This window comes from Ensifer sp. ENS06 (genome assembly GCF_014852205.1).
GTDB classification, from domain to species: Bacteria; Pseudomonadota; Alphaproteobacteria; order Rhizobiales; family Rhizobiaceae; genus Ensifer; species Ensifer adhaerens.
On the sequence record NZ_JACVBC010000016.1, the window covers coordinates 1 to 25,354 of the forward strand.

Here is a 25,354-nt window from a genome sequence, read left to right on the forward strand (position 1 = left end):
AGCCGGCCAGCCACTCGACATGCGCCCGATAGCTGTCCGGCGCAAACCGACCCTCCGCATCGAAATGCGTCACCGGGAACGAAAGCAGGCCCGATCCAAGCGCGGCCTTGATCTGCTCAGGGTTCATAACGTTGATTTCCTCTATGGTTGATAGCCCCAGATAATCGGGATATCACACCAATGTCAATAGTCATCATACAACTCATCATACAAGTTATTTTAGCGCGCCAGCCAACCGCCATCGACATTCAACACCGCACCATGGATGTAGTTCGCAGCCGCCGAAGACAGAAACACGGTCGCACCCGCAATGTCTTCGGAGCGCCCCCAGCGGCCCGCCGGAATCCGCTCGAGTATTGCCTTGCTACGTTCAGGATCTGCCCTTAGAGCCTCGGTGTTGTTGGTCTCGATATAGCCGGGCGCAACCGCATTGACGTTGATGCCTTTTGACGCCCATTCGTTGGCGAGAAGCTTCGTGACGCCCACAACGCCATGCTTGGCGGCGGTGTAGGACGGTACGCGAATTCCGCCCTGGAAGGAAAGCAGCGACGCGATGTTGACCACCTTGCCGGACATGCCCTTCGCAAGCAGCTCCTTGGCAAAAGCCTGGGTCGTGAAGAACAGTGCCTTGAGGTTCACATCCATGACTGCATCCCAATCAGCTTCGGAAAAATCAACCGCGTCAGCGCGACGGATGATTCCGGCGTTGTTGACGAGAATGTCGAATTCCGCACCGGCAAATACTCCGGTTGCCGCCATCGGATTGGCGAAATCAAGCGCCAGTGCAGTCGCCCTTCCCCCGGCCTTGTCGATGAGCGCAAGGGTCTCGTCGGGCGCCCTGCGCGCGGCGCAGACAACCTCAGCGCCCGCCTGAGCCAGGCCAACTGCGATCGCTTGGCCAAGACCAGTATTCGCCCCTGTGACGAGAGCCTTATGTCCTTCAAGAGAAAAGAGATTTTTCATCGCAGATCCGCCGGTTGAATGAAATCCATATCCGTGTAATCGACGTTGTCGCCGGCCATCGCCCAGATGAAGGTATAAGAGCCGATGCCCGCGCCCGAGTGGATCGACCATGGCGGCGAGATCGCGCCTTCCTCGTTGGCGATAAACAGATGCCTCGTCTGCTGTGGCTCACCCATCAGATGGAGCACGCGAGATTTTTCGTCCATACCGAAATAGAGATAGGCCTCCATGCGGCGATCATGCACGTGGGAGGGGATCGTGTTCCAAACGGAGCCGTCTTCGAGCGTTGTGTAGCCGAGCACGAGCTGGCAGCTTTCCATCACGAGCGGGTGGATGAACTGATTGATGGTCCGCTTGTTGGAGGTTTCCATCGCGCCAAGCTTGACCTCCTTGCTTTCACCGAGTGTCACAAGCCGCGCCGGCAGGCTGCGGTGCGCCGGGCAGGAGACGATGTAGAAACGTCCGCGTCCGGCAAACGTCACCGCACCAGAACCGGCCCCGAGATAGAGCACATCGCCGCGGTTGAGCGCGTATATCTCATCACCGGCTGTCACCGTACCGGCCTCACCGATGTTCACGACACCCATTTCGCGCCGGTCAAGGAAGGACGGCGTCTTCGTTTCATCGACCCGATCGAGCGTCAGCGCAGCACCGTTAGGAACGGCACCTCCCATAACGAAGCGATCGTAGTGCGTGTAGACCAGCCGGATCTCACCGGGCCGGAACATATCCTGCGCCAGGAAATGCTTACGCAGGCCTCCTGTATCGAGCGCTCGCGCATAGTCCGGATTAACGGCCTGCCTTGTTTCGACGGTCAGCATTCGGTCCTCCTTTGAGGTATTGCGAACAAGAGATAATACATGTAAGTCCGTATTGTATGATAACGTGTTCAAGGTCAAGACCCGAATGAAACGCCTCCTGATCACGGGCGCGGCTGGCGCGCTTGGCCGCGCCTTGCGACCGCGACTGGCGTTGCTTGCCGAAACAATCCGTCTTGGCGACATCGCACCGGCTGATGTCACCGGCCCCAACGAGGAATGGATGCACTGCGATCTCGCCGAACCATGGGCCGTCGACGCGATGGTGGCGGGCTGCGACGGTATCGTGCATCTGGGCGGGATCTCCGTCGAACGCCCGTTCGACGAGGTTGTCACCGGCAACATCGTCGGCCTCTACAATCTCTACGAGGCCGCCCGCGCCCATGGCTTGCCCCGCATCATCTTTGCAAGTTCAAACCACACGATCGGCTACTATCCGCAGACTGATCGACTTGGGCCCGATGCACCGTTTCGCCCCGACGGGCTCTATGGTGTGTCCAAATGCTTCGGTGAATCGCTCGCCCGCCTGTACTTCGACAAGTTCGGACAGGAGACAGCACTGGTGCGCATCGGCTCCTGTACAACTGAGCCGATGGACCATCGGATGCTGTCGACCTGGTTTTCTCATGGCGATTTCGCATCGCTGATCGAAGCCGCTTTCCGCTCCCCAGTGCTTGGTTGCCCGGTCATTTGGGGCGTTTCAGCAAACGACAGCTGCTGGTGGGACAATTCGCATCTGGCTTGGCTCGGCTGGAGGGCGAAAGACAACGCCGAGGCCTGGCGCGAGAAAATCCAAACGAACGCCGCGAAACCAACCCCCGACAAATCAATGGCGCGCTTTCAAGGCGGTGCCTTTACCGACAATCCTATCTTCAAGGAGTGACAATGACCTTCACCCCTCACGGCAAACACCTGGTTGCGGGCTTGTGGATCGCGACCGAGCAGACATTCAGCAGCGAACCGGCCCATGGTGCCGCGTTTGACTTTTCCGTCGGCACGCCGGATCTGGTCGACAGGGCCGCGAAATCGGCCGAGGATGCCTTCTGGTCCTATGGCCATTCAAGCCGGAAAGAGCGCGCGGCCTTTCTAGAAACCATTGCCGATGAGATAGAAAGCCGCGGGGCGGCCATTACCGAGATCGGCAGTGCAGAAACCGGTCTGCCGCCCGCCCGGCTAGATGGAGAACGTGGACGCACCACCGGCCAGCTCCGACTTTTTGCAGCCCATCTCGGAAAGGGCGACTATCTCGACAGACGCCACGATGAAGCGCTGCCGGACAGAAAGCCCCTGCCGCGCCCCGATATCCGACTGCTTCAGCGACCTGTCGGTCCGGTTGCGGTGTTCGGTGCCTCCAATTTTCCGCTGGCTTTCTCGACAATGGGCGGCGATACCGCGTCGGCTCTTGCCGCCGGGTGCCCGGTCATCGTGAAGGGCCATTCAGCCCATCCTGGGACGAGCGAAGTGGTTGCCGAGGCTGCCCACGCAGCGATCAGGAAGCAAGGGCTTCACCCCGGCGTATTCTCACTCATCCAGGGCGGTCGCCGGGACGTCGGCACTGGCCTCGTTACACATCCCCTCATCAAGGCCGTCGGCTTTACCGGCTCGCTTGCGGGTGGCCGCGCGCTTTTCGACCTATGTGCGAAGCGCCCGGAACCAATCCCCTTCTTCGGCGAACTGGGTTCGGTCAACCCGATGTTCATCCTGCCCGAAGCCGGCAAGGTCCGCTGCGAGGAAATCGCCAAGGGTTGGGCAAGCTCGTTGACGATGGGCGCCGGACAATTCTGCACCAATCCAGGCATTGCCGTGATCGCAGCAGGCGAGGCGCCAGCGTTTGCGGAAAGCGTGCGTGCGGCGCTTTCGCAGATCGGCGCACAAGTGATGTTGACGGATGGAATTGCCAAAGCGTATCGCGATGGGCGCAATCGCATTGCCTCAGGCCGCGGCGTTCGCGACGTCTTCACATCCAGCTGCGATCGGCGCAACGTCACACCCAATCTCTTCCTCGTCTCTGCACGGGACTGGCTCGCCAACCATACGCTTTCAGAAGAAGTCTTCGGCCCGCTCGGCCTCATCGTCACGGCCGAAAGCATTGAAGAACTGGTCGTCGTCGCCCAGAGTTTCGATGGCCAGCTGACTGCAACTCTTCATCTCAACGACGGAGACACCGATCTTGCACGCCAACTTATGCCGATCCTGGAGCGCAAGGCCGGCCGTCTTCTCGTGAACGGATTTCCCACGGGCGTGGAAGTCTGCGACGCCATGGTTCATGGCGGGCCCTATCCGGCCTCTACGAATTTCGGCGCGACCTCGGTCGGAACTATGGCGATCCGCAGGTTTCTGAGGCCCGTATCCTATCAGAATGTACCTGACGGGCTTTTGCCTGCTGATTTGCTATCGGATTGAGGAGCGATTGCCTCGTCCGCCATCTTTGGCGTATCCAGAGATGAAGCGGCAGGTGCCGCCACATCCTGGAACCGGGCAACCACATGACGATAGCGACTGCTTCCGATACGAACGCCCCGCAGCCCAGGACCCTGGTGGCAAAGGTTACCGACGTTCTGCGCTCCCATATCGCCGAGGGCCGCTACCGGCCCGGCGACCGCCTGCCATCAGAGGCGCAACTGACCAAGGAATTTAACGTCAGCCGCACTGTCGTAAGAGAAGCGATTGCAGCACTGCGTTCCGACGGATTGGTCGAGGCACGACATGGCGTCGGCGTTTTCGTGCTGGAGCCTGCCCCGGCCGCAAGAAATTCGTTTCACAACGTCGATCTCGCCCGCGTCTCATCATTGATCGAGATGCTGGAAATCAGAACGGCAGTCGAAGGCGATGCGGCCGGGTTGGCCGCACTTCGCCGCTCCCCGGGACAGGAAGGCAAAATTATCGAAGCGTTCGAAGCATTTCGCATCCGCGCCGAAAGTGGTGAGCCGACCGCCGAAACCGATTTTGCTTTTCATCTCGCTATTGCCGAAGCGACGAACAATCCAAGGTTTGCCGAGTTTCTCCATGTGCTCGGGCCGGCTGTCATCCCGCGCCGTGCGGTCGCCCGCGAGGGAGAGGAAGCCGCCCTTCCCTCCGTCGAGATGCGCCGGCTTCTCGATGAACACGAGGCGATACTCGACGCGGTCCAAAGCGGGGATGAGGAACAGGCTCGCGCGGCCATGCGCGATCACCTGAAGAACAGCCAGACACGATATCGCTCCATGCTGCGAACCTTGCGCTAGCACTGGTTGAGAGAGCCGCACTTGCATTCGAACAGATTACGACTAACATGCCAGACAGGTTTGAGCATGTTGGGACGAAAATGGAAGCCGTAAACACTATGGAGCGTGGCACGTCGCTTGCGGCAAAAATCAGCGCCGCGCTGCGTCGCGATCTGGCGGAAGGCGTGTTTCGCCCCGGCGACCGGCTTCCGAGCGAAAGCGCTCTGACGCGCGAGTATTCCGTCAGCCGTACAGTCGTAAGGGAAGCGATTGCCATCCTTCGCGCCGACGGGCTGGTCGAAGCGCGCAAGGGCGCCGGCATATTTGCCCTTGAGACAAAGCCGGAAAAGGAGCAGCCTTTCAAGGATTTGAAGACCGAGCGGATTTCGTCGGTCATAGAGCTTCTTGAACTTCGGACGGTTTTCGAGGTGGAATCGGCAGGGCTGGCGGCCGCGCGCCGTTCACCCGCCCAGATCGAAACCATTCTTGAGGCCCATCATCGTGTTGGCGAGTGCCTGGCAACTGGCAATCCTACGCGCGATGCGGATTTCGAGCTTCACCTGGCGATTGCGGAAGCCACGCAAAACCGGCGTTTTCCGGAGTTTCTCCAACTGATCCGTACTGGCATCATTCCGCGCGGCGAGTTGCAGGGATCTGCGCCGGGGTCGCGCCCGAAGGACTACAACCTCCATCTTCAGGAAGAGCATGGCCAGATCGTTGAGGCAATCATCGAAGGCAATGCTGAAGCGGCGCGCGAGCGCATGCGCGCCCACTTGCGGGGAAGCCTTGATCGGTACAACGCGCTCTTGCGTTCCCGCACCATGAGCCCCGACGCAATTTAATAGACGCGCAGAGTTGTCATACAGGCAAAAGGACATGTATGGTGATGTTGGCATACATCATCTATGAGGTCCGCATGTCTCTTCCTACTTTCCCCACGATTTCGACCGATACCGGCGTCACCCGCCAGGTGCTTTCAGATTCGCCTGAGCTCATGGTCGTCTCCTTTCGCTTCGAAAACGGTGCAAAAGGCAAGCTCCACCGCCACCCGCACGTGCAATCGACCTATGTGGCGCGCGGCAAATTCCGCTTCTTTCGCAATGGCCAGACCTATGAATTGAAGACTGGCGACAGCCTCGTAATCCCCGGAAACACGGAACATGGCTGCGAATGCCTGGAGGCAGGAGAGCTCATCGACTGCTTCACGCCCCGCAGAGATGACTTCCTCTCCGTCAGCTCTGCTTGACACTCGACATAACCTGTGACAGGTTCAGTGAAAGTTGTCATACAGGATTGGAGCCTGTAACGCCTCACCGCAGGCGACTGACAAATGGAGGAACCATGTCAATTCGTCGCCTACGCTTCCACGGCGTGGCCGGGCAGGTCGGGACCATTGCGGTCACGTTGCTCGGCCTTCTGCTCCTGACGTTCTTCATCGGCCGCCTTATGCCTGCCGATCCGGTCCGCGCGATCGTCGGGGAGGACGCAACCCGCGAGACCTACGAACAGGTCTATCGTTCGCTCGGGCTTGATCGACCTCTTTGGGAACAATTCGCCTACTATCTTGGAGACGTTTTCACCGGCAACTTCGGAACCTCCATCCGCACGGGCCAGCCGGTCATTCAGGATATCCTGCACGTGATGCCGGCAACGATCGAGCTTGCGACCTTCGCAATCCTCATCGGAGCCGGCCTCGGCGTTCCGCTCGGAGTGCTTGCTGCCGTCAACAAGGACCGCTGGCCCGACCATGTCGTGCGCGTCTTCAGCCTGTTCGGGCACTCCATGCCGATCTTCTGGACCGGCATGATCGCGCTTATCGTCTTTTATGCTTATCTCGGCCTCGTCGGCGGCAGCGGACGCATGGACCAGTTCTATATTGGCCTTGTCGAGGAGCGGACCGGATTCCTGCTGATCGATAGCCTGATCGCCGGCGAAATGGATGTGTTTTGGTCGGCCGTCAACCACATCATCCTGCCGGCGTCGCTGCTTGGCTACTCCTCGTCCGCCTATATCACGCGCATGACCCGCAGCTTCATGCTGGATCAGCTCGGTCAGGAATATGTCACGACGGCGCGCGTCAAAGGCCTTTCTCGCAGCCAGACGATCTGGCAGCACGCCTTCATCAACATTCGGGTGCAACTGGTCACCATCATTGCGCTTGCCTATGGCTCGCTGCTCGAAGGCGCCGTGCTGATCGAGACAGTCTTCGCGTGGCCGGGCTTTGGCCAATATCTCACCAATAACCTCATTACCGGCGACATGAACGCCGTCATGACCTGCGTCCTGATCGTCGGGATTATCTTTATCGCCCTCAATCTTCTGTCCGACGTTCTCTATCGCATCTTCGACCCGAGGACACGCTGATGACCACCCAAGCTGAAACTGCGTTCCGCTTGCCGGCTCCGCTTTACGCACTCAAGAACATCATGCGCTTCCTGTTGAAGAGCCCAACCTCGACCTTCGGTCTTGCGGTCCTGGTGCTGCTCGTCCTTGTCGCAACCTTCGCGCCGCTGATTGCCACCCATGACCCCTATGCCCAGAACCTCGCAAACACGCTGCAGGCGCCTGGAAATGGACATCTGTTCGGCACCGACGAGCTTGGTCGTGACATCTTCAGCCGCCTGGTCTGGGGCTCGCGTATCACGCTTACGATTATCTTCCTCGTCTCGATTGTCGTTGGCCCAATCGGGCTCGTCATCGGCACGACTGCCGGCTATCTCGGCGGGAAGGTCGATACCGTGATGATGCGGATCACGGACATCTTTCTCTCCTTCCCGAGCCTCATTCTTTCGCTCGCCTTCGTTGCAGCGCTGGGTCCAAGCCTGAACAACGCCATTATCGCGATTGCGCTGACCTCTTGGCCACCGATCGCACGCCTCGCGCGCGCAGAGGCAATGACCTTTCGCAAGGCGGACTACATCTCGGCAGCCAGGCTCCAGGGCGCATCGGCCACACGCATCATCGTCAAGTCGATCATGCCCATGTGCCTGCCCTCGGTGCTCATTCGCCTGACACTGAACATGGCGACCGTTATCCTGACGGCTGCCGGTCTCGGTTTTCTGGGGCTCGGCGCCCAACCTCCGCTGCCGGAATGGGGCGCGATGATTGCGACAGGCCGCAAGTACATGCTGGACAGCTGGTGGCTCGTCACCTTCCCGGGTGTCGCCATTCTTTCGGTCAGTCTCGCTTTCAACCTTCTCGGCGACGGGCTGCGCGATGCGCTCGATCCGAAGCAGATGAACCGGAGGTAGACCGATGAGCAAAGACATTCTTCAGGTCGAAAACCTCCGCATCCGCTATGGCGGCGCAGCGACCGATGCCGTGCGCGGCGTGTCCTTCACCCTCGGCCGCGAACGCCTTGGCATCGTTGGCGAGTCCGGTTCCGGCAAATCGACGGTCGGACGGGCCTTGCTGCGACTTCTGCCGGGCGCCACGATTACCGCCGACACGCTGCGCTTTGCCGAGCTTGACCTGACAGCCCTTTCGGAAAAGGAACTGCTCAAGGTTCGCGGCCGGCGCATGTCCATGATCCTTCAGGATCCGAAATTTTCTTTGAACCCTATTCGCCGGGTCGGTGACCAGGTGGCGGAAACCTATCTGCGGCATTTCAATTGCACCAAGGCGGAGGCGCGTGAAAAGGCGCTCGCCATGCTGTCGGCAGTCAAGATCCGCGACCCGGAGCGCGTTTATGACCAGTATCCGCACGAGATATCCGGCGGCATGGGGCAGCGCGTGATGATTGCCATGATGCTGCTTGCTGATCCCGAGCTCGTCATCGCCGACGAACCGACCTCCGCACTCGACGTCACGGTGCGACTTCAGGTGTTGAACATTCTCGATGGGCTGGTGCGGGATCGCGGCATCGGGCTCATCATGATCAGTCACGACTTGAACCTTGTACGCAACTTCTGCGATCGCGTACTCATCATGTATGCCGGCCGTATCGTTGAAACGCTGGCCGCCTGCGATCTCGACAAGGCCCAACATCCCTACACCCGTGGCCTGCTGGCAGCTCAGCCGCGGATCGGCGGCCCACGCGCACCGCTCCGCGTGCTCGATCGCCGTCCCGAATGGCTGGAGGAGAAAGCCTGATGTCCGTCTCTATCGAAGTTCGCGATGTCTCTATCACCTTCGGTAGCGGTCCCACCGCGGTCAAGGTGTTGCCAACCGTCACCTTCTCCGTGGCGCCGGGCGAATGCTTCGGCCTCGTCGGCGAAAGCGGATCAGGCAAGTCCACGGTCCTGCGTTGCATCTCTATGCTGACCGACATCTGGACCGGCGACGTACTGATCGGCGGCAGGTCGGTGCGTGACATGCCGCTGATTGAGCGTTGCCGCACGCTGCAGATGGTCTTCCAGGATCCCTACGGTTCGCTGCATCCACGCCAATCGGTTCGCACGGTGCTGAACGAGCCTCTCGTCATCCACAAGCTCGGCGACCGGGAGGAGCGCATACGCAAGGCAATCACGGATGTGGGGCTGCCGGTCTCCTTTCTCGATCGCTTCCCCCACCAGCTCTCGGGCGGCCAGCGCCAGCGTGTTGCGATCGCGCGGGCGCTGATCCTCGAACCTTCCCTGCTGCTCCTCGACGAGCCGACGTCGGCGCTCGATGTTTCGGTGCAGGCGGAAATCCTGAACCTGCTTCAGCGTCTGCGTGAGGAGCGCGGCTTCACCTACATCATGGTGACGCACGATCTGGCCGTCGTGGACCATATGTGCGACCGTTTCGCGGTCATGTTGCGCGGAGAAATCACCGAAGTGCTGCCGCGCGAGGCGATCCCCGGCAACCAGGCAACCCACGCTTACGCGCGTGAGCTGATCGGCGCCTCGCTGGAGTACGAAGGCTCGCACTGAGCAAGCCGCATCTCCTCCCAAAAGAAGACTCCTCCTCCCCAACTCGCCCGGTCCTGTGCCGGGCTTTTCCTTGCCTGATGGCCCCGGTTGAGGACTATCGGTGTCTGAGCTTGCCAATGATCCCGGGAGCACGCCTGCGACCCTTTCGGCGAGTGCAGCCCGGGCATGTGAACCTGGCCGCGGCACGCTTGCCAATCGCTGCCCCTCCCCAGATGTACCGGTGATGAAGGTCTTCGCGAGGCGAGGGCGATGGGTAGGCAACCACGCAAATCCGCACAGATGAGGAATACTTCGGCTTCAAGCGAGAGGAAACCGAACAGCGGCAGCCACGGGGTGACGTTGCCGATTTCGTTCGGCAACGCGTTGGCGCCCGGCCGACGGCACTTTTCAATGCAAAAAGAAGGCGCATGGTCACATGCGCCTTCTTTCCTTCATTTTATTAATTCCTGGAGCCGATCACCGCTCCTTGGTGACACCTTCGAAGCGCGAGAGCCAGGGGCTGACGATCATCCCTTTCACGTCGCTGCGGTACGCGGCCGTGTCGACCACTTCCGAGAAGGGTTGGATCGACATGACGACCTCGTCCATGTACTGCTGCACGCCCTCGTAGAGCTTGGCCTGCTTGGCCTGGTCGCGCTCAACCAGGGCCTCTTCGATCATCTTGTTCAGCTTTTCGTCATAGAAGCTGGTGCGCCAGCTCTGATAGTTGGTGAGCTTGGCATCGTCCGAATTGTCGGGATTGTAGGCGATAGAGCGTAAATTGTTGTCGGGGTGCGGCTGCTGGCCACCGCCGCCGCGGCCGAGAAGCAGTTCAAAGTTCCGTTCACGCATCGCGCCGTAGATCTGGTCGCCCGAACCGCTGATGAGCTCCGCCTGGATGCCGGCCTGGGCAAGCGTGTTCTGGATGGCCGTCGCAGCCTTCATGAAAGGATCTTCAGACAGCACACGCAACGTCGTCTTAAAGCCGTCCGGGTAGCCTGCCTCGGCAAGCAGCGCCTTTGCCTTGGCCACATCCAGTTTGTAGCCTTCGTCCGGCAGCGCGCCGAGGACGCCTGTCGACAAGGGCCGCTGATGCAGCTTGCCGTAGTAGGGCATGACAGCCTTGTCGAGACCCTCGTAATCGATCAGGTAGCGCAGTGCTTCACGCACTTTCTTGTTGGCGAAGCGCTCATCCTTCATCGAGACGCTGAGGTAGTAAAAACCCGAGCCTGGTGTCGATGCGATGGCGATCGCCTCATCGGCCTCGAGCGACTTCAGGTCCGGCGCCTGCAAGGAATAGGCAACGTCAATGTCGCCTTTTTCCAGAAGCAGCCGCTGCGACTGCGATTCCGGCAGATGGCGCATCAGCACCCGCTTCATTGCGGCCTTTTCACCCCAGTAGTCGTCGTTGCGCGTGAGGATGATGTACTCGTTCGATTTCCACTGCGTGAGCGTGAATGGGCCGGAACCGGCGGAGTTCAGGGTCAGCCAGGCGGCGCCAAGATCGCCGTCCTTCTCGTTTTCGAGAACCGTCTTGCTGTCGAAGATGGAGCCAGGTCCGTTCTGCGCAAGGATCATCAGCAGCAGGTTCGGGTCGTCGGGTTTCGGAAGATTGATAACGAAGGTGTGGTCGTCTTCGGCGACGAAGGCTTTGTCGGCTTCTTCGAGCGTGAAGCCCCTTGTTTTCAGGAAAGAAGACTGCGCGAGATTACGCGCAAGCAGGCGCTTCAGGCTCCAGGCAACATCCTGAGCCGTGACGGGATTGCCCGACGCAAATTTCGCATCGCTACGCAGGTGAAAACGAATTGAATTGCGATCGGCGGAGACCTCCCAGCGCTCGGCAAGGCGTGGCTGGACACTGCGGTCCTTCGGCGAAAGGATGACCAGCGTATCGTAGATGTTGTTGAGGACCTGTACGGTCTCGCGGCCAGTGATGGCAGCGGGATCGAGCGTCAGGATGTTGCTCATTGTCGTTGCGACGACGAGTTGATCTTCCGGAGTTTCGGCGAACACGCCGTGTGGCGTTGAAGCGATGAGAAGCGCGCCGAACGCGACCGTTGCTAGAAAGCGTTTCATGTTTCCTCCTATTGCGGCCGCCCATGCGGGAGTTCGGCCTTCCGGTTACAAGTTCTGCCCCACCTGTTCCTCCACAGGCACCAGGGCAGATCAGCCAAGAATTTCGGCAACGGGTGCTGCGAGCGCCCGGCCAATCGCCGCCGTGGCAGCGGCTTCCAGATGGACCCCATCGACCCGCGAGGCGTGTGCGACAGAGCCGGCATCAAAGAAGGCGTGTCCAAGTTCATCTGCGAGCTTGCGGTAGAGCGGAGAAAGCCGCTCTGATTCAGCAATGCTGCGTCCCGCCGCTGGCACCCCGCCCGGACCGGCGCAACAGGGTGGAGGGGCGACGATCAGCATTTTTGGCCTCGCACCACTTGGCTTGTAGGGAAAAGTGTCGATGATTTGCGCCAACCGGCGCACGCCGGAGACCGCTCCCTCCGCCCGCCCGCCATGCACGGGCTTGATGTCATTTGTACCGAGCATCACGATGATGAGGTCGAGCGGCATGTGGCTTGCGAGCGCCACTTGCAGCGCCTTGGCCCCATTGCGGCACGCCGGTCCACCATGGTCGTCATAGCAGGTTGTGCGGCCACCAAGTCCTTCGGGAATGACCTTTGCCGCACCGTTGAGTTCACGCGAGAGCACCTCGGGCCAGCGGCCTTCAGGCGGATGGCGTAGCCCGGTCTGCGGATCCGCTCCCCACGTCAGGCTGTCTCCAAAAGCGAGAATGGTTTTCATGAAAGATACCCCGCTTCTCACCGCACGCGGTTGTTCTCGATGAACTCGAAGTTGATATCCTCGCCGAGCCCCGGCCGAGCTGGGACATGGACATAGCCCTCGCGATCCATTGGATCGGACAATGACTTTAGGTAGTCGTGCCCGTCGTCGTATTCGAGGAACGGGTGAAGCAGCCCGCGCTCGTACCAGCGGCAATTCTTCGTCGCCGCGACGACATGCAAGTTCATCGCCGTATTGCCGTGTACCTCGCACTCCATCCCGAAGGCCTCGGCAAGATGCATCGTTTTTAATGCCGGCGTGATGCCGCCCACGTCATTCACCCCGGTCCGCAAGATGTCGCAGGCGCCCGCCTTGATCCATTCGGCACGGTGCCAATGCTTGCCGCCAGCGCTTTCCGGACCAACGACGGGGATATCGAGATTGTCGGCCAGCCACTTGTAGGAAGACAGCGACTGCTCATCCATCGGCTCTTCGATCCAATCGAAGCCGAGCTTTTCCAGTCCCCGCCCCAACTCGAGCGCATCCGTGCGCGAGTACCAATGAAAGGCGTCGATCATCAGGCGGATATTCGGTCCGACGGCTTCGCGCACGGCCGCACAGGCCTTGATGTCCATTTTCACATCCGGCGCCCAGCTGACAGGCGGCATCCAGGTGTGCAACTTGATGCCCTTATAGCCGCGCTTGACGAGAGCTTCGGCAAAGCGACCATAGTCTTCAGGTGTTGCGAGCCCCCCTTCCAGTTCGTCGCCGCACATGATGGAACCGTAGGCCAACACCTTATCGCGATAGCCGCCCACCAACTTGTATACAGGTTGCTTCAAACTCCGCCCGGCGAGGTCCCAAAGGGCGCAGTCGACCACCGCGAGCGTGCGATCCGTCAACTGCGCGGCCGATCCGCGTTGCCAATGGGCAAGGTCCTGCCAAAGCCGCTCGCGATCTCGGTGGTCCTGGCCAATCAGGACTTTCTTGACGAATTTGTCGATGACATGCGACCGCACGATTTCCGGCGCCGTGAAGGAATGCCCCTCATGGCCGTCCTCCGTGCGAACAGTCAGCATAGCTTGCTCTACCTGGTGCGGCGGGCCTGGATGCGCGTGACCGGCGCTGTCCGAATGGCGGCGCGTGGTCGTGCGGAAAACCCGCACTTCGACGTCAGTGATGATCATTGGTCCTCCGGCATGTGAAAGGCGCGGCCTGGCCACACCAACTTGTCTAGGGCTAGATTAGACAGATATCAGTCAACCTGTCAAACCTGTATGACATGTTTTTAGAATATACCTGATAAGGACCCGGCCATCCTGTGATTTCGCATAGATCGGGACCCAAGCCATGATGCGAGCGGAGCGACAACTTCGTGCTTCAGCAGGGCGAGCGACCGGCCAACGTGTGAGATCAACATTGACGTGCCGAACGAGGGGAACATGCGCAACAGCAACGGAAACGACCGTCCACTCGCGGGCCGGGTAGGTTTCCAGTCAGCCCCCGAGGATCCAGACGTGAAATTGCCCTCGATTGGAAATCGCGCTGGCTTGTAGCAACGCTCGGCAGACCCGTCCTGATCCGGGTTTCTTCACGGTTACGCACCGCTGAGCAGGGCTTCTGGTAGAAATCGAAGGCTGTGTCACCGGCAGCGCCACAGTGTGGGACCCCATTCCTTCACGACACGCTTTGGAAGCACAAATGCGGCGGCGAGACTGCCCTATCCTTTTTGACTGCGGCTGCTACCAACGAAGGGCTATCGAAAGCACTCCCCGTCCGCACGATGTAGCTCTGATCCTTCGCATACCTTCGCCATCACCTCAGCGGACAGCCTTGCAAAGATGACCTTGAACGAAGCAGATCCTCGCCGAAAATACGCTGTCCGCTATCCGGACGGACTGACATCACGAGAAGCAATCGCCCTGCTCGAGCAGGCATGCGCCGACGTCGCCCCGAACCTAACACTGAGCGAAATGAGTGACGGAGCCACGGTCGAGGGCGAGCCCTGGCACGTTCTGTCGGTCTGCTTGGCGCTGCCGCTGTTCGAGTTGACTGAGATACTCTAGCCGCCCTCGCCAGCTATGCGCCTTTGCCCCAGCCCCCCCCAACGGCCGTGAAGTCCGCGTCAAAGGACCAGACGTCTACCGGGGAGCGTTTCCCGATCTGTGCTACTCGCCGGTGCTGGAAAGCAATTCGTCGAGCTGATCCAACTGCTCGGGCAATGCGGCCGCCCCGCTCTGCAGTGCTTCCTCAAGCGCTTCCTTGGACGGATAGACTTCGTGGAAAGTCAGCAACGTTCTGCCGCCCTCGTCCTTAAAGGTCACGGTCGTGATTGCGCCCTCTTCGCCCTCATCGTTGGTCCAGACGATGCGCTCGTTCGGCACCACCTCAAGATACTTGCCATAAAAGGCCATGGTGTCCGAACCGCCGGCGCCGAATTCCAGCCGATACCTGCCGCCCGTACGCACGTCCATCTGGCACGATACGAGCGAAACGCCAGGTGCCGATTTTGGCACCCACCAGCGCTGGAACAGCTCGGGCTGGCTCCACGCCCGGTAGACCATGCTCGGCGGCGCATTGAAGGTCCGTGTTACGACGAGTTCGCGGTCCCCTTTGCGCTCGACTGACGTGCGGTTCTGCGCGCCAGCGGCTTTGTTGACTTGCTCATTCATCGCTTACCTCCCGTTTCAGTTCGCTGATGATCTCGTCCAGTGCTGCGAAGCGGGCCTCGAAGAGTTTGCGATGCGCCTCGATCCACTCGGCCTCCGCCTCAAGGCCACGTTTCCCAAGCTTGCAGGTTCTCACCCGTCCGACCTTCTGCGTGACGACGAGCCCCGCCCGTTCGAGAACCTGGACGTGCTTCTTCATGCCGGTCAGTGTCATCTGGAACTTGTCCGCCAGACTGGTGATCGACGCGTCCCCTTGCCCAAGTAGATCGATGATCCCGCGACGGGTCGCATCGGACAGCGCCGCGAACGAGAGATCGAGAGGGGCATTATAATACTGAACCATGTAGTTCAGTATTTAACTTGCTTCCGAAGGAAACGCAAGCGGCGCGGCGGGGGACGCTTTCACTTCTTTTTAACCACGAATCGTGAAACTGCGCCGATCCGGAGGCATGATGCCGACGTTCGTCTAGGGTAAAAGTGCATGCGTAACCCGCAAGATCAGAAGCTCACTTCCGGCGCGACCAATTCGGAACCCGGCTACCTCGTCACCCGCCGTGCCCTGCTTTCGAACCTCGGCGTCATGACCCTGCTTGGTGCCTCCGGCTGCTCGCAGTCCCTCGAACTCCCATCGCTCGAGCCGTCCAGTCGGATGTCGACTGCGGGCGTTGACTATATGTCGACCGGGGCAATCCCACCGATCAGTGTCGACAGCAACATCACCGACAACAGCACGATGTATGCCTCGCTGACCGACAATGGCTTCGTCATCCCAGCAATCCCATTCCAGAAAGTCAAACCGCAATTCCGTCGTCAGATCGTTCGCGACCCTACCGGCGAGGCGCCGGGCACGATCGTGGTGAGGCTTAGCGAGCGGCATCTCTATTGGGTGCAGGAAGGTGGAGAAGCGGTCCGCTACGGTGTCGGCATCGGCAAGGCCGGCTTCGAGTGGAGCGGGCGGGCAGAGATCCAGTATACGAAGGTGTGGCCGACCTGGACGCCGCCCAAAGAGATGATTGCGCGCAAGCCGGAGCTGGTGAAATGGACGGGCGGCCAGCCGGGTGGCCTCGACAACCCGCTCGGAGCCCGGGCACACTATATCTTCAAAGACGGCCAAGACACCGGCTATCGCGTGCATGGCTCACCGGAGTGGTGGACCATCGGCACACAGGCATCTTCCGGTTGCGTACGCATGATCAACCAGGACGTTGTCGATCTCTACAACCGGGTCAAGGCGTCGCCGACCAAAGTCCCGATTGTCGTCGCATAAGAGGGCGCTTCGAGCCCATTTCTAACGGTCACGCGGGATGCCAAACACCCGGGCCGATGCGGGTGCGGATAAAGCCGCCGCCACCGCAGCCGAAATCGAGCGGCAAGGTGAAAGCCAGCAATTGACGGCCCGAGCAGCCGTGGAGACGGGGCAAGAAGTAGAGCCCCTACTAGCAGGCGGCATGATCCCCCAAATTCTGGGCCACCACTTCAAGAAACGCGGCTGAAGCAGCGCCCACCACGGTGTCGGAGAGCATCGAAGCGACCCGACGCATTCTCGCAACCGGGCGCCTCGCTGGTCAGTAGTACGGCGACACACATTCCTGGCGCGGCCCATAATAGGGTTGGAAGGAGTTGTCGTAGGCACGGTATGAACGATAGCGGTCATAGCACCATTCGACATGCGACGACGGCGCGTTGGAATAGACCCGCCGAGGCGGTGAGGCGATCGCGCCACCGATGATCACTCCTGTCCCGAATGCGGCCAGGGGATACCACCATCCATCACTGTGACGACGGTACCCGTCGCGGCGGTACCGGTAACCCTCATAGCCATTGTAGTAGCCGTAGCGTGGAGCCGCATTGTAACGGTTGCCGCCGTAACGGTAGACGTCGTAGCCGCGCTTGTGCGGAGGTCCGCCGTAATGACCTGGCTTATGATGGATCAAATCGACCGGCTGGGAAGTCGTCTGCCCAGCGGAAACAGAGAACATCGGCGCCGCCTGCGCCGACACCGCCGATAGCGCCGTACCGGCGGCCAAGAGTACTGCACCTATTTTCTTCATAATTTCCCACCTACAGCGTCAAAGTGATCGGTATTCGACCCCTAACGGGCCAAACGGGCTCGGCACCATGCAGGTGCCACCGATCATCAACAGATCGAATCCCTTCGACGAACTTAGTCAACGCGAGAGGTTCTGCCATAGGACCTCAGTCCGATGGCAGCCGGCAAAGGTCTTATGTGCTCGGCAAGCGCAGCGGTTCGCACCAAAAGAAGAAGGCGCATGTTGTATTCCGGAGCGGCCTCGGCCCGCCGTCGAGGAGCATTTAGCGATCAGCAGACGGCCGTCGCTCAGTGTCTAAAAAAGAAGAGTGGCGGGAGGCGCTAAATTGGTCCCCCGCGACCGCAAGTTACGGACGATTTCTCATTCAGCGATTGCAGAGACCTCGTGCAGCCACTCGATGAACAGCCGTCCGCTTTCCTTTTTCGGTCTTCTCGCCGGCACCACGACAAAATATGCCGCCCTGGTGCGAATGGAGGCTTCGGTAAGGCGGACCAAACGAGTTTGCCGAATAAGGTCGGAGACAAGGCGATTCCAACCGAGCGCAATGCCTTGCCCGTTCATCGCCGCATAAATGGCTTCCGTATAGAAGCTGCATCGCAGGCCGCGGGCGCGTTTCGGCGCCTTTACGGAAAATGCTGCAAGCCATTCATCCCAGCCCGTCCATGTCGGGTCATCAATATCGCTCGTAATCAGCGGATGATTGATGAGGTCTCCCGGCGTGCGGATCGGATCCGCCGTGGCCAGATAATCTGCACTGCAAATCGGGAAAACCTCGTCCTCGAACAAGAACTCCGCCTGGCCGTCCGGCCAGGTGCCGGTCCCATAGCGGATCGCCAGGTCCACATCGCTAGCCTCGATGCTCGTTCGGGCATCTTGTGTGATGATGCGAAGCTTGATTTCGGGATAGGCTCGAGAAAAGGCAGCGATCCTTGGCAGCAGCCAGAAATGTGAAAAGGAGATGGTCGCTGCAATTGCCAGCTCGTCATCTGCTCCCTCCGACCGAAGATCCGCAACGGTGTCGGCAATAAGATTGAACGCGTCGCCGGCCGCTGCGGAAAGCAGCCGGCCTTTATCAGTCAGTTCGATCTTGCGATAAAGCCGCCGAAACAAGGGGAACCCAAAGTCCTCTTCGAGCAAATGGATCTGTCTGCTTATAGCCGCCTGCGTCACGCCGAGTTCCGTCGCGGCCCGTGTGAAGCTCGACAATCGAGCCGCTGCCTCAAAGGCCGTCAGCGCGGTGAGCGGCGGTAGTTTCTTCCTCAGGTTGACCATCTTGGATCCATTACATTTGGTAATGTGAAACGCGCATATTTGTGCCGTTGAGCGACTGCCGCGCCTGAGCGATCCTCTTTGTGGAGCCCGTCGAGCTTCCGATCGGAACATAAGGTGGAATTATGCTGCAGACATTTGCTTCTCCCATATCATCGCTGCTTGATGCAAGAGCGGAGGGCCATTCGCTTCCCGCCGGTCTCTACACGCGAGAGGATGTCTTCGAGGCGGATCTGGAGGTCTTTTTCCGCCGGCACTGGATCTGCATTGGGCTTGAATGCGATGTACCGGAGCCGGGCGATGCAACCGTCGTCGATATTGGCAAGACCAGCCTCATCCTCCTGCGCGACGATGACGGCGGGATCCGCGTCATGCACAATGTCTGCCGCCACCGAGGCGCCCGACTGCTCGATCCAGGCAAGACGATCGTTTCGAAGCTTGTCTGTCCCTACCACACCTGGACCTATGAGCTTTCCGGTGAACTGAGCTATGCGCCCCATATGGGCAAGAGCTTCGACAAGGAATGCCGCAGCCTCAAGCCCGTGATCTTCAAGTCGGTTGGCGGCCTTGTTTATGTCTGCCTTTCGAACGATCCGCCCGAAGATATTGAGCGTCTCGTCGGGGTCATGGCAGAACGACTTGCTCCCTACGATATCGCCAACGCCAAGGTCGCGTATGAATCCGATGTCATCGAACAAGGCAACTGGAAGCTCACGATCGAGAACAACCGTGAATGCTACCACTGTTCCGCCAACCATCCCGAGCTCTGCGTCTCCTTCGTCGACCTCGATTTCGGCTTCGATCCGGACGCTTTGAGCCCGGAAGATCGCGCCCAGGCGGAGGAGCATTTTTCGCTCTATGAGGAGCGCACCAGGCGGTGGGAGGCAGATGGCTACCCCTCCGCGGCGGTCGAGCAACTGGTGGACTGCACCACCAACTTTCGGACGCAACGGCTGATCATTTCGGGGGCGGGCGAATCCCAGACGCCCGACGCGACCGCTGCCTCGGCAAAGCTGCTCGGCACGATGTCGCGCAAGGATCTCGGCGACATGCATCTCTGGGGTCACAACAGCTGGAACCACTTCATGGGCGACCACGCCGTCGTTTCGGTTGTCATCCCGCTCTCGGCCGACAAGACGCTCGTGCGGACGAAATGGCTTGTGCACAAGGATGCCGTCGAGGGGGTCGACTACGAACTCGAAAAACTCACCAACGTCTGGATCGCCACAACCGAGCAGGACGCCGAACTGGTCGCCCGCTCCCATGCCGGCGTCGAAGATCCCGCTTACGTGCCGGGTCCCTACTCGCCCTTCTCCGAAACAAACCTCGACAAATTCGCGTCGTGGTACATCGACCGGATGCGCGCCCATGGATACTAAGAGCAACTTTTCTCCCGCCGGGCGTCTCGAGCCGAGCGATATCTGGAGCCGCGACGCGGACGAGGACCTGGTCTGCATCGATGTCCATCAGGAAACACACGACGTGAAGACCTTTACCTTTGCGTCCACCGAAGGCAAACGTTTTGCCTTCGAAGCCGGTCAGTATTTCCTGTTCGACCTCGATATCGAGGGCGAGCCGGAAAGCCGCTGCTACAGCATCTCGTCCTCGCCGAAGCGCAGCAATGCGTTCTCGGTGACCGTCAAGCGCGTCGCCGACGGCAAGATCTCGAACTGGCTTCACGATCGGCTCACGGTCAACGCCAAGGTCAAGGCGAACGGTCCTCTCGGCCAGTTCATTCGCCCGAACGGTCGGAAGTACCTTTTTCTGTCGGGAGGGTCGGGGATCACACCGGTCATGGCGATGGTTCGCGAATTGGCCGATACATGCGAGCCTGTCGACGTCGTCTTCATGCACGCGGCGCGAACCCCGAAGGACCTCATCTTCCGCGACGAACTCGCGTCACTCGCCAACCGGATGAAGGGCCTGCGCTTGCAGTTTCTGCCGGAAGTCGTTACCGGCGAAACCAACTGGCATGGCCTGACGGGACGCATATCGGCTGCTTACTTGCAGCTTGCTGTTCCCGATATCGCCGAACGCATTGTCATGTGCTGCGGCCCTGCGCCGTTCATGGCGGCAGCGCGCACGATCGCTGCCGAACTCGGCGTTCCGCAATCCAACTACATCGAGGAGAGCTTCGATGCGGCCGTGATCGACACCCCGGATATTCCTATCGTCGATCAGCCGGCGACCCGAACGTTCCAGGTCGAGTTCTCCAAACAGGGCCGCAAGATCGAAATCGGGGGCGAGCAGACCGTGCTCTCCTGCGCAAAGAAAGCGGGCGTAAAACTCGCCTCATCGTGTTCGAACGGCGTCTGCGGCACGTGCAAGTCCAAGCTCGTATCGGGTTCGGTCGAGATGAACCACAATGGCGGAATAAGGCAACGAGAGATCGATGCTGGGCTTTTCCTTCCTTGCTGTTCGAAGCCGCTCAGTGATCTCGTCGTCGATCGCTAGGCTTGGCCTAGCGATCGACATAGCGGACAGTCAGGGGTCTGACTATTAGGCAGGAAGCGCGCCGCTCTTCTTGGCCGCCCAGGTGGCGAGAACGTCCATCAGGACTGGGTTGAGACAGTCATAGGGTTCGAGGCCCAGTTCGCGCAGCCGCGCGCGCATGCTGTCCATTCCGGCCGGGTCATAGCCGCTCTCGATGATCGACGAGACGAAGGCGGCAAAACCCGGTTTTGCCCAGCCTGCCTCCTGGAAGCGCTCAGGATGAACGAAGGAAAGCCCCTTGAACGCGTGGTCACGCTCGACCGGGCCGTACATGTGTACGCCGCAATCCTTGCACGCATGGCGCTGGATCAGCGCCGCCGGGTCCACGACCGCAAGCTTGTTGCCGTTTTCCAGCACCTCGACGTTGGCCGTCGGTGCGACGGCAACGACCGAAAACACCGCACCTTCGGGTTTCCAGCACTTTGTGCAGCCGCAAGCATGGTTGTGGGCGATATCACCCTTGACGCGCACTTTCACGGGATTGCTCGCGCAGTTGCAGACCAGCGTGCCGCCGGAAAAGGCAGCGTCCGTCGCCTTGAACCCGCTGTCGAGGGATGGATGGATCGCAATGCTTGGCATGGGCTTCTCCTCCTTCTGGCCGGCGCACAATGCCCGGCTGCTTGTTGGCGCCGCCGGCTAGATCACGCTGCGGCGCAAAAAGTGCATTTGCAGTCTGGAAACGGTCCTCAACCCGCGCTCAGTATAACACCACGCTGCGGATGCTCTCGCCCGAATGCATCAGTTCGAAACCCTTGTTGATGTCTTCGAGCGGCATCGTATGGGTGATCATCGGGTCGATCTCGATCTTGCCTTCCATGTACCAGTCGACGATCTTCGGCACGTCGGTGCGGCCGCGCGCGCCGCCAAAGGCGGTGCCCATCCAGCTGCGGCCGGTGACGAGCTGGAACGGCCGGGTGGAAATCTCCTGGCCGGCGCCGGCAACGCCGATGACCACCGACTTGCCCCAGCCGCGATGCGAGGCCTCGAGCGCCTGGCGCATGACCTTGGTGTTGCCGGTGCAGTCGAAGGTGTAGTCGGCGCCGCCGATCTGGTCGGCTCCGCGCTTGGTCATGTTGACGAGGTAAGGCACGATGTCGTCGCCGACCTCCTTCGGGTTGACGAAGTGGGTCATGCCGAAGCGTTCGCCCCAGGCCTTCTTGTCGTTGTTGAGGTCGACACCGATGATCATGTCGGCACCGGCAAGGCGCAGGCCCTGAATGACGTTGAGGCCGATGCCGCCGAGACCGAAGACGATCGCAGTCGCACCCATTTCCACCTGTGCCGTGTTGATGACGGCGCCGATGCCGGTCGTCACGCCGCAGCCGATGTAGCAGATCTTGTCGAACGGCGCGTCCGGGTTGACCTTGGCAACCGCGATCTCCGGCAGCACCGTGTAGTTGGCGAAGGTCGAGCAGCCATGTAGTGGTGGATCGTGTCCTTGCCGATCGAGAAGCGCGAGGTGCCGTCGGGCATCAGGCCTTGGCCTTGCGTCGAGCGGATCGCGGTGCACAGATTGGTCTTGCGCGACAGACACGACGGGCAGGAGCGGCACTCGGGCGTGTAGAGCGGGATGACGTGGTCGCCCTTCTTCACCGAGGTCACGCCCGGGCCGACGTCGACGACGATGCCGGCGCCTTCATGGCCGAGGATCGCCGGGAACAGGCCTTCCGGATCGGCGCCGGACAGGGTGAAATCGTCGGTGTGGCAGATGCCTGTGGCCTTGACCTCGATCAGCACTTCGCCGGCCCGCGGGCCTTCGAGCTGAACCGTCATGACCTCGAGCGGCTTGCCTGCCTGAACGGCAACGGCGGCGCGTACATCCACTGTGGTATCCTTTTCGTTGATGCTTCAATCGCGTGGAAGGGCCAACCGAACCACGGTCAGCCCACCTGGGTTCGGTCGCTTAAAAACGGACCTACGAAGCCTTCTGCAACTCCGGCAAAGCGTCGAAGAGATCGGCAACCAGTCCGTAGTCGGCGACCTGGAAGATCGGCGCCTCTTCGTCCTTGTTGATGGCGACGATGACCTTCGAGTCCTTCATGCCGGCGAGGTGCTGGATGGCACCGGAAATGCCGCAGGCGATGTAGAGATCGGGCGCAACGACCTTGCCGGTCTGGCCGACCTGCCAGTCGTTCGGAGCGTAACCGGCGTCGACCGCAGCGCGCGAAGCGCCGACGGCAGCGCCGAGCTTGTCGGCAACCGGCAGGATCACTTGCCTGAACTTCTCGGAAGAACCGAGCGCACGACCGCCGGAGATGATGATCTTGGCAGACGTCAGCTCCGGGCGGTCCGACGACGACAGGGCGTCGGCGACGAAGGAGGAAACGCCCGGGTTGGCGGCAGCCGAGACGGTCTCGATCGCCGCCGAACCGCCTTCAGCGGCAGAGGCGAAGGAGGCGGTGCGCACGGTGATGACGCGCTTGGCTTCGGTCGTCTGCACCGTCTGGATGGCGTTGCCGGCATAGATCGGACGCTTGAAGGTATCCGACGAGACAACTTCGATGATTTCCGAGACCTGGGAAACGTCGAGCAGGGCTGCAACGCGCGGCATGACGTTCTTGCCGACCGAGGTCGCGGCGGCAACGATGGTGTCGTAGCTGCCAGCGAGCGAGACGATCAGGGCAGCGAGCGGCTCTGCCAGGTTGTTGGCAAGCGAGGCGTCGTCGGCGACGAGCACCTTGGCAACGCCCGCAAGCTTGGCGGCCTGTTCGGCTGCAGCCTTGGCGCCGGCGCCCGCAACGAGAACATGCACATCGGCTCCAGTCCCACTGGCGATTTTCGAGGCCGCGCTCAGCGCCTTGGCGGTCTGGTCGGAAAGGTGGTTGCTGTCGTGGTCAGCCAGAAGAAGAATGGCCATGATAAAATCTCCCTTCCTTAAATCAGAGGACGCCGGCTTCGACTTTAAGCTTTTCGACGAGCTCGGCGACCGACTTGACCTTGATGCCGGCCTTGCGGCCCGACGGCTCCTCGGTCTTCAGCACCTTGAGGCGGGCGGCGGTGTCGACGCCGAAGTCGGCCGGGGTGTGTCTGTCGAGCGGCTTCTTCTTCGCCTTCATGATGTTCGGCAGCGAGGCGTAGCGCGGCTCGTTCAAACGCAGGTCGGTGGTGACGACGGCCGGCAGCTTGATGTCGATGGTCTGCAGACCGCCGTCGACTTCGCGGGTCACGGTTGCCTTGCCATCGCCGATCTCGACCTTGGAGGCAAAGGTCCCTTGCGCCCAGCCGAGCAGCGCGGACAGCATCTGGCCGGTCTGGTTCGAATCGTCGTCGATTGCCTGCTTGCCGACGATGATCAGGCCCGGCTGTTCAGCCTCGGCCACGCCCTTGACGATCTTGGCGACAGCGAGCGGCTCGACCTGGTCTTCGGTCTCAACCAGGATGGCGCGGTCGGCACCCATGGCAAGCGCCGTGCGCAGCGTCTCTTCGGCCTTGGCCGGACCAACGGAAACGACGACGACTTCCTCAGCCTTGCCGGCTTCCTTCAGCCTGAGCGCCTCTTCGACCGAGATTTCGTCGAACGGGTTCATCGACATCTTCACGTTCGCAAGTTCGACGCCCGAACCGTCTGCCTTCACCCGGATCTTGACGTTGTAGTCAACGACCCGTTTCACCGTCACAAGTATTTTCATGGCAAACCTTTCTCCCGCGCTCGGTCTCGGCCGAACGCCCTTTCGTCAGTGCCTCGGTCGATCAGGCAACAATGCCCAGAATGCAAACAGCGGTTTTTCACCCGACCGCATGGCGTGTCTGACGCCAGGCGGATTGTAGAAGGAACCTCCGATCCCGGGTGAGAACCATTCGGAATCGCCATGCTGAAACTCGCCTTCCGACAGGACGAGGTACGTCTCTTCCGGGGCGTGGTCGTGGTCGGGATAACGCACATACGGCGCCATCAGCGTCGCGCCGAGCCAGAGGTCCCTCCGGTCCTCCAGGCCGCCCGGTCCGGCGATCATCGCATTGGCGTGGCTCACCAAGAAATTTTCGCTGGCCGTATGGTCGTAGACCGAGCGCCACTTCCATTCGAGCATCGGTTCAAGGTCCGAGAAGCGTCTGATTAGCGTATCCAGGGACGATCGGCCGGTTTCTGCAGCCAGCACACTGTCGAGATGTTGGCTGCAGACCGGGAGGCGCTTGCCGATGTCCAGACGTTGCGGTTGCGGCGCTTCAAGCTGGGCAAAAATCTGCATGAGTGACTGGCGCGCCCTCAGATCCTGTGAAAACTGGTTGAACGCGACAAAGGCCGCGTCCAAAAACGCTTGCAAGGCGTCAAACCGCGCCATT

Annotated in this window: 26 protein-coding genes and 2 pseudogenes; 13 read left to right on the plus strand and 15 right to left on the minus strand. The window is 60.5% G+C overall.

All coding sequences use genetic code 11. The features are described 5' to 3' along the window. The 3 genes and pseudogenes from IB279_RS37465 to kduI form a co-directional block, all read right to left on the minus strand. A pseudogene (locus IB279_RS37465) lies at nucleotides 1-127 on the minus strand (5-dehydro-4-deoxyglucarate dehydratase); the annotation flags it as partial. Nucleotides 128-219: 92 nt separating this feature from the next. Next, nucleotides 220-963: a 2-dehydro-3-deoxy-D-gluconate 5-dehydrogenase KduD gene (kduD, locus tag IB279_RS31865; RefSeq protein WP_060644514.1), complete on the minus strand. Its 744-nt coding sequence runs from the start codon at nucleotides 961-963 to the stop codon at nucleotides 220-222. After that, nucleotides 960-1,784, minus strand: a complete 825-nt coding sequence (gene kduI / locus IB279_RS31870) for a 5-dehydro-4-deoxy-D-glucuronate isomerase (RefSeq protein WP_060610057.1) — start codon at nucleotides 1,782-1,784, stop codon at nucleotides 960-962. Before kduI ends, kduD begins: the two co-directional genes overlap by 4 nt. Nucleotides 1,785-1,869: 85 nt before the next feature. Between kduI and IB279_RS31875 the strand changes: the two genes are divergently transcribed. From IB279_RS31875 to IB279_RS31915, 9 genes are all read left to right on the plus strand, one after another. Then, nucleotides 1,870-2,664: an NAD(P)-dependent oxidoreductase gene (locus IB279_RS31875; RefSeq protein WP_090302369.1), complete on the plus strand. Its 795-nt coding sequence runs from the start codon at nucleotides 1,870-1,872 to the stop codon at nucleotides 2,662-2,664. Nucleotides 2,665-2,666: 2 nt separating this feature from the next. Then, complete coding sequence (locus IB279_RS31880; protein WP_192340525.1) at nucleotides 2,667-4,184, plus strand: aldehyde dehydrogenase (NADP(+)); 1,518 nt, start codon at nucleotides 2,667-2,669, stop codon at nucleotides 4,182-4,184. Between the two features lie 83 nt (nucleotides 4,185-4,267). Beyond that, nucleotides 4,268-5,005, plus strand: coding sequence for a FadR/GntR family transcriptional regulator (locus tag IB279_RS31885; protein WP_060516792.1), 738 nt, complete (start codon nucleotides 4,268-4,270; stop codon nucleotides 5,003-5,005). Nucleotides 5,006-5,085: 80 nt separating this feature from the next. Beyond that, a complete protein-coding gene (locus IB279_RS31890) occupies nucleotides 5,086-5,826 on the plus strand; it encodes a FadR/GntR family transcriptional regulator (protein WP_034801882.1) in 741 nt (246 codons plus the stop codon). A gap of 74 nt (nucleotides 5,827-5,900) precedes the next feature. Beyond that, nucleotides 5,901-6,230, plus strand: a complete 330-nt coding sequence (locus IB279_RS31895) for a cupin domain-containing protein (protein WP_060517377.1) — start codon at nucleotides 5,901-5,903, stop codon at nucleotides 6,228-6,230. Nucleotides 6,231-6,325: 95 nt separating this feature from the next. Continuing rightward, nucleotides 6,326-7,348, plus strand: coding sequence for an ABC transporter permease (locus IB279_RS31900; protein WP_043619645.1), 1,023 nt, complete (start codon nucleotides 6,326-6,328; stop codon nucleotides 7,346-7,348). Next, the gene (locus IB279_RS31905; RefSeq protein WP_192340527.1) at nucleotides 7,348-8,235 is read left to right on the plus strand and encodes an ABC transporter permease; all 888 of its coding nucleotides are present in this window, start codon (nucleotides 7,348-7,350) and stop codon (nucleotides 8,233-8,235) included. The genes IB279_RS31900 and IB279_RS31905 overlap by 1 nt, the downstream gene beginning before the upstream one ends. 4 nt (nucleotides 8,236-8,239) lie before the next feature. Continuing rightward, nucleotides 8,240-9,076, plus strand: coding sequence for an ABC transporter ATP-binding protein (locus IB279_RS31910; RefSeq protein WP_060610052.1), 837 nt, complete (start codon nucleotides 8,240-8,242; stop codon nucleotides 9,074-9,076). After that, on the plus strand, nucleotides 9,076-9,837 hold the full coding sequence (locus IB279_RS31915; protein WP_034801890.1) for an ABC transporter ATP-binding protein: 762 nt from the start codon (nucleotides 9,076-9,078) through the stop codon (nucleotides 9,835-9,837). Before IB279_RS31910 ends, IB279_RS31915 begins: the two co-directional genes overlap by 1 nt. Before the next feature lie 456 nt (nucleotides 9,838-10,293). On the opposite strand, the gene IB279_RS31920 is transcribed toward IB279_RS31915, so the two are convergent. The 3 genes from IB279_RS31920 to IB279_RS31930 all read right to left on the minus strand — a co-directional run bounded on the left by IB279_RS31920 (nucleotide 10,294) and on the right by IB279_RS31930 (nucleotide 13,778). After that, nucleotides 10,294-11,892 carry an ABC transporter substrate-binding protein gene (locus IB279_RS31920; RefSeq protein ID WP_060610049.1) on the minus strand — a complete coding sequence of 533 codons (1,599 nt, stop codon included), beginning with the start codon at nucleotides 11,890-11,892 and terminating at the stop codon, nucleotides 10,294-10,296. Nucleotides 11,893-11,982: 90 nt separating this feature from the next. Further along, a complete protein-coding gene (locus IB279_RS31925; RefSeq protein ID WP_034801894.1) occupies nucleotides 11,983-12,612 on the minus strand; it encodes an SGNH/GDSL hydrolase family protein in 630 nt (209 codons plus the stop codon). A gap of 17 nt (nucleotides 12,613-12,629) precedes the next feature. Then, nucleotides 12,630-13,778, minus strand: a complete 1,149-nt coding sequence (locus IB279_RS31930) for a mandelate racemase family protein (protein ID WP_060516797.1) — start codon at nucleotides 13,776-13,778, stop codon at nucleotides 12,630-12,632. Nucleotides 13,779-14,432: 654 nt separating this feature from the next. Here IB279_RS31930 and IB279_RS31935 point away from each other — a divergent pair. Further along, a complete protein-coding gene (locus IB279_RS31935; RefSeq protein ID WP_060644510.1) occupies nucleotides 14,433-14,657 on the plus strand; it encodes a hypothetical protein in 225 nt (74 codons plus the stop codon). A 102-nt stretch (nucleotides 14,658-14,759) separates the two neighbouring features. Here the strand turns inward: IB279_RS31935 and IB279_RS31940 are convergent, their stop codons facing one another. Together IB279_RS31940 and IB279_RS31945 are read right to left on the minus strand one after the other, a co-directional pair. After that, nucleotides 14,760-15,263: an SRPBCC family protein gene (locus IB279_RS31940; protein WP_060644509.1), complete on the minus strand. Its 504-nt coding sequence runs from the start codon at nucleotides 15,261-15,263 to the stop codon at nucleotides 14,760-14,762. Continuing rightward, nucleotides 15,256-15,603 carry a helix-turn-helix transcriptional regulator gene (locus tag IB279_RS31945; protein ID WP_113136423.1) on the minus strand — a complete coding sequence of 116 codons (348 nt, stop codon included), beginning with the start codon at nucleotides 15,601-15,603 and terminating at the stop codon, nucleotides 15,256-15,258. Before IB279_RS31945 ends, IB279_RS31940 begins: the two co-directional genes overlap by 8 nt. Before the next feature lie 138 nt (nucleotides 15,604-15,741). On the opposite strand from IB279_RS31945, the gene IB279_RS31950 reads away from it, so the two are divergent. Then, nucleotides 15,742-16,527: a L,D-transpeptidase gene (locus tag IB279_RS31950; RefSeq protein ID WP_113136422.1), complete on the plus strand. Its 786-nt coding sequence runs from the start codon at nucleotides 15,742-15,744 to the stop codon at nucleotides 16,525-16,527. 298 nt (nucleotides 16,528-16,825) lie between these two features. On the opposite strand, the gene IB279_RS31955 is transcribed toward IB279_RS31950, so the two are convergent. Next, on the minus strand, nucleotides 16,826-17,311 hold the full coding sequence (locus IB279_RS31955; protein ID WP_060585980.1) for a BA14K family protein: 486 nt from the start codon (nucleotides 17,309-17,311) through the stop codon (nucleotides 16,826-16,828). A 360-nt stretch (nucleotides 17,312-17,671) separates the two neighbouring features. Continuing rightward, complete coding sequence (locus IB279_RS31960) at nucleotides 17,672-18,583, minus strand: LysR substrate-binding domain-containing protein (protein WP_113136420.1); 912 nt, start codon at nucleotides 18,581-18,583, stop codon at nucleotides 17,672-17,674. Between the two features lie 122 nt (nucleotides 18,584-18,705). On the opposite strand from IB279_RS31960, the gene IB279_RS31965 reads away from it, so the two are divergent. Next, entirely contained in the window at nucleotides 18,706-19,959 is a 1,254-nt protein-coding gene (locus tag IB279_RS31965) for an SRPBCC family protein (protein WP_060516815.1), read from the plus strand. Next, a complete protein-coding gene (locus IB279_RS31970) occupies nucleotides 19,949-21,034 on the plus strand; it encodes a hybrid-cluster NAD(P)-dependent oxidoreductase (protein ID WP_090428935.1) in 1,086 nt (361 codons plus the stop codon). The genes IB279_RS31965 and IB279_RS31970 overlap by 11 nt, the downstream gene beginning before the upstream one ends. 45 nt (nucleotides 21,035-21,079) lie before the next feature. Here IB279_RS31970 and gfa read toward each other — a convergent pair whose 3' ends face one another. The 5 genes and pseudogenes from gfa to IB279_RS31995 all read right to left on the minus strand — a co-directional run bounded on the left by gfa (nucleotide 21,080) and on the right by IB279_RS31995 (nucleotide 25,353). After that, the gene (gene gfa, locus IB279_RS31975) at nucleotides 21,080-21,652 is read right to left on the minus strand and encodes an S-(hydroxymethyl)glutathione synthase (protein WP_060609992.1); all 573 of its coding nucleotides are present in this window, start codon (nucleotides 21,650-21,652) and stop codon (nucleotides 21,080-21,082) included. Nucleotides 21,653-21,770: 118 nt separating this feature from the next. Further along, nucleotides 21,771-22,897 (minus strand): annotated as a pseudogene (locus IB279_RS31980) (S-(hydroxymethyl)glutathione dehydrogenase/class III alcohol dehydrogenase). Between the two features lie 91 nt (nucleotides 22,898-22,988). Further along, nucleotides 22,989-23,930 carry an electron transfer flavoprotein subunit alpha/FixB family protein gene (locus IB279_RS31985; protein ID WP_192340529.1) on the minus strand — a complete coding sequence of 314 codons (942 nt, stop codon included), beginning with the start codon at nucleotides 23,928-23,930 and terminating at the stop codon, nucleotides 22,989-22,991. Nucleotides 23,931-23,952: 22 nt separating this feature from the next. Further along, nucleotides 23,953-24,702 (minus strand): electron transfer flavoprotein subunit beta/FixA family protein, encoded by a 750-nt coding sequence (locus tag IB279_RS31990; RefSeq protein WP_192340531.1) that lies wholly within the window; start codon nucleotides 24,700-24,702, stop codon nucleotides 23,953-23,955. Between the two features lie 45 nt (nucleotides 24,703-24,747). Next, nucleotides 24,748-25,353 (minus strand): dimethylsulfonioproprionate lyase family protein, encoded by a 606-nt coding sequence (locus IB279_RS31995; RefSeq protein ID WP_060607854.1) that lies wholly within the window; start codon nucleotides 25,351-25,353, stop codon nucleotides 24,748-24,750. Nucleotide 25,354: the final 1 nt, after the last annotated feature.